Genomic DNA, 6,403 nt, shown 5'->3' with positions numbered 1-6,403 from the left:
TAACGTCCCAACAAACCCGCCACAGGCGCCGGCCACCCCCGCACCGGTCGATCCCGAGATGTGCATCGTGGGCGATGCGTCATGCCTTTGCCTCCCGGATCGCCCGCAGCGTGGCGTGGCGTAGTTTATTTTCGCGCTTGAGGGTCTTCACGCGTCCGACAAGGCCAGGTTTGATCCATTCGGCATCGGGCTTGTCGGCGCCCCTCGGTGGCGCGCCTTTCCCCTCTTGCACCTTGGCATAGAGGCGTTCGCGCATGGCTTTGGTCAGGGCGATGTTTGCCGAGCCGACGTAGCGGCGTTCCGCATCGCGGGTTGCCATCAAGGCGAGTGGAGCCGAACTGGGCGTTCGCTGCACGCCTGCAACTTCAAAGTCGACTTCCTCATAGCATTTCGTTTTCAGCCACGCTTCGGTGTCGCCTGACCGATAGACGCTGTCAGGCCGCTTCGACACCATGCCCTCTAGGCCCATGCGGTCAACCGCGGCGTAGAAGTCATCCCCGCCGCCATGCACATGGTGGCTGTACTGGATCACGCCCTTGGCAGGCCTGACGAGTTCGAGCAGCTTTTCCCGGCGTGCCAGCAATGGTTCGGGGCGCAGGTCGATGCCGTCATGGTGCAGCAGATCGAAGGCAACGAAGATGATCCGATCCGGCGCCCATCGCATCGCCGACCGCAGCGAATGGAAATCCGACACGCCTTTCTCGTTAAGGACGATTGCCTCGCTGTCGATGATTGCCGACTTCGGAATGGTTGCCGCCGCCTCGACAATCGTCTTGTACGTCGATGACCAGTCGTAGCCCCTTCGCGTGATCGCTCTGGCCTTGCCGTCCTCAACAATCACCTGGGTACGATAGCCGTCATATTTGATTTCGTGAATCCAGTTGTCCCCTGTCGGCGGCACCTCGACAAGCGTGGGGAACATCGGCCGGATGAACTTCAACATACGCTAACTCGGACTGACCGACTTTAAATTAGAAGAGGCTAAAATAGTTGCAAAGGAACGCACCAGACGCTTGGGCAGCTCCGGAGCACCTTGAGGAGCGTTATCTTGATCCAGCGGCTGAAATCGCTGGAGCGCCGCTTGGCCGGCTCAAGGAACGATTCCGCCCTCCCGGTGTTTCAATCCCATGACAAACATCACGAAAGGCCGGGGAATCGCGATGGCGGCCGAAGTCGCCAGTGCCAAGCAGCGCCTCGAACGGGCCGAGCTCGCGATTGAGCGCTCGGAAAAGATGGTGGCCCAAAACATCGAGCGGTCGGGCAGGATTCGGCGTCTGATCGAGGCCACACAAGATCAATAGCCTCCACAAAGGATCCCGTGCGGGCAGAACCAAGCCGGCGCAGGGCCAACTCTGCGACAAGCGCTGGCCACCCTTACGTGGAACCGGCGCCACTTGCGCTGCTCCGCTCAGGAGGACAACCATGCCAGATGACAAAAGCAGGCGTGATTTTCGTGATCGAGACCGCGTTTCGGGCGACGAGGAATACGAGGTCGGCGATCTCGCCAGCAAATTCCAGCTTACTGGTGGAGCATATTCGGCCCTTCGCGAACCACAGGGACGCCAAACACAACCGGGTGAAGTCGGTGCGCACAGTTCACCATTCATTTACAATATTAGCGGAGGTTGAAACTCGGACATGCTAGGTAGCTCGTACATGCCCTTAGCCTCGGTGCAGATCCAGCGCCGGGGCTTTTCTGTTTCGCGGCTGGGTAGGCCTGTCCGCACTCCTGCTTGACTGCGCGGACTGCGAGAACAACGCCTCGCGGGTTCCCAATCCTTGCAAACAGTTAGATCCGGGAGCTAAGTGCGGCATAGGCTGGTAGGGCAGGAGACCAGAGCGATCTTTCGAAGAACGAAGCCGTCCTCTCTCACGAATCGGCTGCTTGAACGTACACTTTCCATAGAAACCTCCCTTCTGACCGCTGAGCAGGTTGCCGCTTCGCAAGTACTCTCGGCACAGAGAAAAATATTGGAGGGTTTTATCCGAGCTTGACGCATCAAGGAACTCAAAGGGGTTGTCTCTCAGGCCACCCTACGCAACATTAGCGGTTGCTATTGCGTTCGCCAATTCTTCTTCTGTAAACGGCTTGCTGAGAATCTTGATGTCGCGAGTCCCCGGGAGTTCGGCGTAGCCCGTTGCTATAATGACGGGTACGTGCGGCCACTGGACTTTGATCGTATTCGATAGCTGCAGGCCCGTCATTTTCGGCATAGCATGATCCGTTATAACGAGGTCGAACGGGTGCTCCTCCAAAAGCCTGAGGGCTGCCGCCGCAGAATGCGCCTCCGCGACAGTATGGCCGAGATCCTCGAGCATTGCCGCGGTATTCAAAAGGACCAGGGCATCGTCATCCACTGCCAGGATCCGCAGCGACGCCGTCTCAATGGCTTCCTCGGCAAGAACATCCGGCCCGCGCGCGACTTCCGAGCTCGCGGTGGCGACCGGCAGCCACAGTTCCGCCGTCGTCCCTGCTCCCTTGCGGCTCCTAAGCGTCAGGCGCCCGCCCATTTGTTCTGTCATCCCATGTACCATAGACAGACCGAGACCCGTGCCTTTGCCAACGCCTTTTGTGGTGAAGAACGGTTCTGTCGCCCGAGCTAGTGTTTCTTCGTCCATTCCTTCGCCAGCGTCTGCTACCGAGAGGCAGACGTATGGGCCTGGGGCCAAGCCTGCCTCTTTGCTTTCGCCGACCTGTTCCATCCGAGTGGAGATGACGATCGTTCCGCCGTCAGGCATCGCATCCCTGGCATTGACGCACAGATTGAGCAATGCGAGTTCGATTTGACTTTCATCCACCATCACATGATCGAGCGAGAGCGGAAATTTGGTCTCGATAGTCGCTCTTGAGCCCAGCGATCGCTCCAAGAGCTCCTTCATTCCATGTATGAGCTCAATCAAATCGACAGGCTTCGGATCGAGTTGCTGCCGCCGCGCGAAAGCCAGCATGCGCTGCGTCAACGACGCTCCCCGTCGCGCCCCGAGCACGGCATTATCCAGAAGACGCAGCAATTGTGGATCGTCAGGTAGCCGTTTGCGCAGCAGCTCAAGACTACCCAGAACCGCCATCAGCAGATTGTTGAAGTCGTGAGCGACACCGCCCGTCAGCTTACCGATCGCATCCATTTTTTGTGACTGGAAAAGGGCTTCGCGTGCCTGATCCAATGACTCCTGCGCCTTCTTCCGTTCCGTTATGTCCCGCGTAACCTTCGCGAAACCCAGGAGTTCGCCATCCTCGTGCCGAATGGCGTCGATGACCACATGGGACCAGAACGCAGTACCGTCTTTGCGTATCCGCCAGCCCTCGCGCTCAACTCGCCCCTCGCGAGCAGCGATTTCCAAGGCGCTTTGCGGAGTGCCTCGCTCGCGATCCTCGGGCGTGTAGAACTGCGAGAAGTGCTTGCCGACTATTTCGTCGGCCGAGTAACCTTTGATGCGTTCTGCACCCGAGTTCCAGCTCGTGATTACGCCTTCAGGATCAAGCATATAGATCGCGTAGTCCGTCACGCCCTGAACCAGGCGCTGGAACTGCTCCTGACCTCTCCGGATTTCATCCTCCGCTTTCTTGCGCTCGGTAAGATCACGGGTGACTTTTGCGAAGCCGGTTAATTTGCCGCTTGGATCGAATATAGGATCAACCACAACATGAGCCCAGAAACGGCTCCCGTCGCGACGCACTCTCCAGCCCTCGGTTTCAAATTTGCCATTGCGGGCTGCTGTCTCCAGAGTCCGCGATGGAAGACCAGCTTCGCGATCTTCCTGCGTGTAGAAGCACGAGAAATGCTGACCGATGATCTCGCTCGCGGAATAGCCTTTGAACCGCTCTGCCCCCGCGTTCCAACTCGTCACGGTTCCCGAACGGTTCAACATATAGATCGCATAATCGGTAACGGCCTCGACGAGAACGCGGTAGCGATCCTCATCGGCTTTATCGACGGTCCCTTGAATCATACCCCATCCGTTCATCTGTCAACTTCATGAAACTGCTGGCGTCTCGGATGGTTCCACAGACGAGGGGAAGGCGTGCGTCCTTATGTGGCACAGGCCGTGATTGCCGTGGCCTGCAACGAGCTACTTGCCTGACGGCGGCGCGGCCATTACAGAAACTGGAATTCCAGATACTGGGGTCGGGCCGCCGGTCGGTCTACCCAGGTTCTACTTCGAACCTATGATTATGGCGGCTTACGATTCCTGTTTGGAGACGAGGGCGGAATGACCGAGCGAAAGAAGCAGCCCGTTGTAAGTTCCGGCATTGCCGGCTTGGACGAAATTCTTCGCGGTGGATTGCCCGCTTCCAACTTCTACATCGTGCAAGGCGATCCAGGCGCAGGCAAGACGACCGCGGCCTTGCAGTTCCTGCGCGCCGGTGTGGCAGCCGGTGAACGCTGCATCTATGTCAGCCTTTCGCAAACCGCCGCCGAACTGCAGGCGATTGCGTCTTCACACGGCTGGACGCTTGATGGGATTCGTGTTGAGGAATTGTCCGCTTCGGAGACCCTGAGTGGCGCGGCCGATCAGACGATTTTCCAGACTGCCGACCTTCGATTGGATGAAACGCGCAAGGCGATTGAACGCGCGATCGAAGAACACAAACCCCACAGGCTTGTTTATGACTCGCTGCTCGAGATCCGGCTGATTACCGGTGACACACCGAGGTTCCGGCGCGAACTGATTGGCTTCAAGGCCTTCCTTGCCAAACGGGGCATTGTGGCGGTGTTGCTCGACACCCAGACCAGCGGAGGCGATCACAACGGCGAGGAAATCGAGGGCATTGCCCACGGCGTGATCCGGCTTGATAAATCTCTCGAGGACTACGGCGGCGTGCGCCGGCGCATTGAAGTCAGCAAGATGCGCGGCGTGCCGTTTGCTGACGGTTATCACGATATGGCCATTCGCGAGGGCGAGGGCGTTGTGGTGTTTCCGAGGATTGTGCCAGGGTCGCCTCCCGAAGTGACCAAGCCGCAACTGATCAAGTCAGGGGTAGACGCTCTCGACGAGATGTTCGGCGGCGGCCAGGAATCGGGAACCATAACGCTCGTGATTGGTCAGTCGGGAACAGGCAAGTCGACGATGTCTTCGCTTTACGCCACTGCCGCGCTTCAGCGCCGCGAAAGCGTGGCCCTGTTCCTGTTTGAGGAGCGACTGGAGACTTTCTTTCGCCGGTCCGAGGGCCTTGGGATGGATCTTCGGCAGTTCCACAAGGATGGCCAACTTGTCATCTACGATTTTAGTCCCAACGAAATCTCGCCTGGGGAGTTCGGCCAGATTGTGCAGCAAGTCGTCAGTCGCAACAATACCCGGGTTGTCGTGATTGACAGCTTCACCGGCTATCTGAATTCTCTTCCCCACCGGGAAAAGGCGGTTCTGGACATCCAGTCTCTCCTGAAACATCTCGCGCGCGCTGACGTGCTGACCATGCTCATTGTCGCCCAGCATGGTTTGCTCGGGCAGAACGTTGGGATCGACGTGGACGTTAGTTTTCTCGGCGACACCGTGCTTCTGCTGCGCATGTCCGAGCATGAGGGCCGTTTGAGGCGCAACATCACGGTCGTCAAGAAGCGCCACGGCCCGCACGATCTCGATGTCCGGGAACTGTTCATCGCGAGTTCCGGCGTTTCCGTCGTTTCCTACAATCCTCTGCCCGAGACGTGAACGACGTCGAGCGAAACGGGCTGGGAACACTGGATTGGGTGCTGATCTTGGCGCCTTACCGCAAGGATGCTGGTTACACCGCTTCCCTGCTGCAAGAACGTGGTCTACGGGCTCTAGCGGCGAGTCCCGAGGACTTAGAGGGTTTGCTTGCGCTATCCCCTGGAGTGCTGGTTGTTACTCACGAAGCCTTGAATCCTCAGGCTATCGCAACGGTTGAAAGTTTCCTTCAGGCGCAGCCGAATTGGTCGGAAATTCCAATCGTTGTTTTGTTGGACCGCGCGGCACAGCAGTCACGCATCCAAGCGGCGCTGAGTGCTGCTTGGCCACGTTCGCGTCAGATATACTATCAGCGTCCCGTGGCTGCGCTCGAACTGATAAGCGGAATCCAGTCGGCACTCCTCACCAGAATTCGCCAGCGCGACGTGCGTGACTATCTTGAGCGGGAGACGGAACTACGCCTTGAACTAAATCATCGAGTGAAAAACATCCTGGCGACCGTCATATCCATCTTCGATATGACCAGGCGCGGCGCGATCTCGGCAGAGGGACTTGCAGAAGACTTCAAAGGGAGATTGAGAGCCTTGTCGGATGTTCATTCTGCAGTTTTTGCTGCCGGTGGCGAGACAGTGGCCTTAACGAATGTAGCAAAATCGGTCCTCGCGCCATACCTTTCCAAGGATCAAACTGCCATCACGATCGAAGGACCCGAGGTGCTGCTTTCGCGCGATGCCGGTACAACTCTCGCCCTCTC

At 58.1% G+C, this 6,403-nt stretch carries 6 protein-coding genes; 4 read left to right on the top strand and 2 right to left on the bottom strand.

All coding sequences use genetic code 11. From position 1 onward, the window contains the following. Window positions 1–79: 79 nt before the first annotated feature. A complete protein-coding gene (locus EN939_RS16705; protein WP_127268874.1) occupies window positions 80–943 on the bottom strand; it encodes an ATP-dependent DNA ligase in 864 nt (287 codons plus the stop codon). A gap of 217 nt (window positions 944–1,160) precedes the next feature. On the opposite strand from EN939_RS16705, the gene EN939_RS38085 reads away from it, so the two are divergent. Beyond that, a complete protein-coding gene (locus EN939_RS38085) occupies window positions 1,161–1,301 on the top strand; it encodes a hypothetical protein (protein ID WP_164751032.1) in 141 nt (46 codons plus the stop codon). 121 nt (window positions 1,302–1,422) lie between these two features. Beyond that, window positions 1,423–1,629 carry a DUF3606 domain-containing protein gene (locus EN939_RS16700; protein ID WP_127268872.1) on the top strand — a complete coding sequence of 69 codons (207 nt, stop codon included), beginning with the start codon at window positions 1,423–1,425 and terminating at the stop codon, window positions 1,627–1,629. Window positions 1,630–2,034: 405 nt separating this feature from the next. On the opposite strand, the gene EN939_RS16695 is transcribed toward EN939_RS16700, so the two are convergent. Beyond that, the gene (locus EN939_RS16695) at window positions 2,035–3,966 is read right to left on the bottom strand and encodes a hybrid sensor histidine kinase/response regulator (RefSeq protein WP_127268870.1); all 1,932 of its coding nucleotides are present in this window, start codon (window positions 3,964–3,966) and stop codon (window positions 2,035–2,037) included. A gap of 246 nt (window positions 3,967–4,212) precedes the next feature. Here EN939_RS16695 and EN939_RS16690 point away from each other — a divergent pair, with 246 nt between their 5' ends. Both EN939_RS16690 and EN939_RS16685 read left to right on the top strand, forming a co-directional pair. Further along, window positions 4,213–5,652, top strand: a complete 1,440-nt coding sequence (locus EN939_RS16690) for an ATPase domain-containing protein (RefSeq protein WP_127268868.1) — start codon at window positions 4,213–4,215, stop codon at window positions 5,650–5,652. Continuing rightward, window positions 5,649–6,403, top strand: a 755-nt coding sequence (locus EN939_RS16685; RefSeq protein WP_127268867.1) for an HWE histidine kinase domain-containing protein, incomplete at its 3' end; no start/stop codon positions are given. The genes EN939_RS16690 and EN939_RS16685, both read left to right, overlap by 4 nt.

Origin of the sequence: Mesorhizobium sp. M7A.F.Ca.CA.002.05.1.1 (genome assembly GCF_003998335.1) — a bacterium.
GTDB lineage: Bacteria > Pseudomonadota > Alphaproteobacteria > Rhizobiales > Rhizobiaceae > Mesorhizobium.
The sequence above is the reverse complement of the archived record's forward strand: the minus strand, read 5'-3'. Positions and strand labels throughout refer to the sequence as shown.